At 62.5% G+C, this 2,862-nt stretch carries 3 protein-coding genes; 2 read left to right on the forward strand and 1 reads right to left on the reverse strand.

Features of this window, described 5'->3' with window-relative positions:
• The first annotated feature begins 142 nt into the window (after positions 1–142).
• Complete coding sequence (locus WA702_RS24790; RefSeq protein ID WP_425113181.1) at positions 143–1,051, forward strand: NAD(P)-dependent oxidoreductase; 909 nt, start codon at positions 143–145, stop codon at positions 1,049–1,051.
• A 219-nt stretch (positions 1,052–1,270) separates the two neighbouring features.
• Here the strand turns inward: WA702_RS24790 and WA702_RS24795 are convergent, their stop codons facing one another.
• Complete coding sequence (locus WA702_RS24795; RefSeq protein ID WP_425113182.1) at positions 1,271–2,347, reverse strand: tartrate dehydrogenase; 1,077 nt, start codon at positions 2,345–2,347, stop codon at positions 1,271–1,273.
• Positions 2,348–2,514: 167 nt separating this feature from the next.
• Here WA702_RS24795 and WA702_RS24800 point away from each other — a divergent pair.
• The coding region (locus WA702_RS24800; protein ID WP_425113183.1) for an SDR family NAD(P)-dependent oxidoreductase at positions 2,515–2,862 on the forward strand (348 nt) is incomplete at its 3' end.

Consider the following 2,862-nt stretch of genomic DNA (forward strand, 5'->3'; position numbering starts at 1 on the left):
CCCGATTTGTGCGACGAGGCAGAGGAGAGCCCAATATCTTGGCAACATTGCGTAAAATTCCTCGGAAACAAGGGATTGCAAATCGCATTCACATCTGAATACAAGATTGAACGCAGTTAACTGGTGATATGGAGGAAGGCCTGTGCGCGCCCTATTCGTCGATGCGAACGACACCCTGGCAGCGGTGACCGACAAGCTGCTGCGCATCGATAGCCTTCCCGTCAGCATCAATCGCAACCCCTCCATCAAGCCCGACGATCTCCCCGGCCTGCTCGGCGATGCCGAGATCATGATCGTCGACCACACCGCGGTGCCATCAGCGATTGCGGCGAAATGCACCAAGCTGAAGCACGTCGTGTTCCTCGGCACCGGCGCGCGCAGCTACATGAATCCGGAGGAGCTCAGCGAGCTCGGCATCTCGGTTCATCTCATCAAGGGCTATGGCGACACCGCTGTGGCCGAAGCCGCTGTAGCGCTGATGTGGGCCTCGGCGCGCGGGATTGCGCAGATGGACCGCGAGATGCGCGCCGGCAACTGGCTGCGCGAGGACGGCCTGCAGCTCACGGGCAAGACGCTCGGCCTGATCGGCTTCGGCGGCATCGCCGCGGAAGTCGCCCGCATTGCGTCAGGCAGCGGCATGAAGGTGATCGCCTGGAACCGGTCGCCGAAAACGCATCCAGGTGTGGAGTTCGTCGAACTCGACACGCTGCTGACGCAGAGCCATGTCGTCTCGCTGCATCTCTTGCTCAACGACGAGACTCGCGGCTTCGTCAATCGCGAGCGCATCGCGCAGATGCGCCCGGGCGTGATTTTCGTCAACACCGCACGCGCCGCCATCGTCGACGAGGACGCTATGATCGAGGCCTTGCGATCTGGCCACATCCGCCATGCCGGCCTCGACGTCTTCAATACCGAGCCGCTACCGAACGACCATGTGCTGACCACAATCCCGAACGTGACACTCTCAGCGCATTCCGCCTTCCGCACGCCGGAGGCCAGCGAGAACCTGATCCACGCCGCCTGGGAGCACTGCAGAAGGGTGGCGAAATAGAGCCCGTCATTGCGAGCGAAGCGAAGCAATCCAGCGCAACGCCAAGACTCTGGATTGCTTCGTCGCTGCGCTCCTCGCAATGACGAAAAACCGGTGCTGTAGGGTGGGCAAAGCGAAGCGTGCCCACCATCTTCCATGGCATTCCGGGGATGGACGGTGGGCACGGCGCAAACGCGCCTTTGCCCCATCTACGAGTCTGCCTGGAGCGATAGCAGCTAACTACTCCACCATCTCCGCCACGGCTTTGCCGCACGCGGTCGTATCCGCATTGCCGCCGAGATCCTTCGTGCGCAGCGTCCGCTCTGCCAGGGTGCGCTCGATGGCGCCGACGATGGACTGTGCGGCGGTCTTCTCGCCGAGATGCTCCAGCATCATCGCGCCGGACCAGATCATGCCGATCGGGTTGGCGATGCCCTGCCCTGCGATGTCGGGCGCCGAGCCGTGCACCGGCTCGAACACCGAGGGGAAGTTGCGCTCCGGATTGATGTTGCCCGACGGCGCGATGCCGATGGTGCCGGTGCAGGCCGGGCCGAGATCGGACAGGATGTCGCCGAACAGGTTGGAGCCGACCACGACGTCGAACCAGTCCGGATGCAGCACGAAGTTCGCCGTGAGAATATCGATGTGGTACTTGTCCCACTTCACGCCGGGAAACCTCTTCGCCATCGCCTCGACCCGCTCGTCCCAATACGGCATCGTGATCGAGATGCCGTTGGACTTGGTCGCCGAGGTCAGGTGCTTCTTCGGCCTGGACTGCGCGAGCTCGAAGGCGAACTTGAGAATACGGTCGACGCCGGTGCGCGTCATCACCGTCTGCTGGGTCACGAATTCACGATCGGTGTCCGGGAACATGCGGCCGCCGACAGAGGAATATTCGCCCTCGGTGTTCTCGCGCACCACCCAGAAATCGATGTCGCCCGGCTTGCGGTTCGCCAGCGGCGACGGTACGCCGGGCATCAGGCGGACCGGACGCAGATTGACATACTGGTCGAACTCGCGACGGAATTTGATCAGCGAGCCCCACAGCGAGACGTGATCGGCGATCTTGGCCGGCCAGCCGACCGCGCCGAAATAGATCGCGTCATGCTTGCCGATCTGCTGCTTCCAGTCGTCCGGCATCATCTGGCCGTGCTTCTCGTAATAGTCGTAGGACGAGAAGTCGAAATGGTCGAATTGCACGGCAACGCCATGCTTCTTGGCCGCGGCCTCCATGACGCGCAGACCTTCCGGCATCACTTCCTTGCCGATACCGTCGCCGGGAATCACTGCGATCCGATAGGTCTTCTTGGCAGTCATCGCGCTTTCCTTGGTCGTTGGGCCGGCTTTCACGCCGGCCGTCGTTGATGGCCCTGCAATGGACCAAACCGGCTGGGAGTGCAACGCTGCACTGCGGTGTTGACGGTCCGCATGGCAGCCTTAACTATTTGCGGGCTCCTCCTCTTTCTCTTGCATGCGAGTATTCCATGGATCTGCATCTCACCGGCAAACGCGTCCTCATCACCGGCGCCTCCAAGGGCATCGGCGCCGCCGCGGCCGAAGCCTTCGCCGAGGAAGGCTGCCATCTGCATCTTGCCGCCCGCAGCGGCGACGCGCTGAAAGCGCTGACCGAGCGCCTGAGATCGCAGCACCAGATCGACGCGACGGCGCATGTGGTCGATCTGCGCAACGCCGATGACATCGCGCGGCTGGCCGAGGCAGCCTCCGATATCGACATCCTCGTCAACAATGCCGGCGACATTCCCGGTGGCTCGATCGACAAGATCGACGAAACGACGTGGCGCCACGCCTGGGAGCTCAAGGTGTTCGGCTAT

The sequence above is a fragment of the Bradyrhizobium sp. genome (assembly GCF_049798375.1).
Classification (GTDB): Bacteria; Pseudomonadota; Alphaproteobacteria; order Rhizobiales; family Xanthobacteraceae; genus Bradyrhizobium.

Coding starts and splice junctions, on each gene's coding strand:
- WA702_RS24795 (WP_425113182.1), bottom strand. CDS start 2,347: ATGACTGCCAAGAAGACCTATCGGATCGCAGTGATTCCCGGCGACGGT.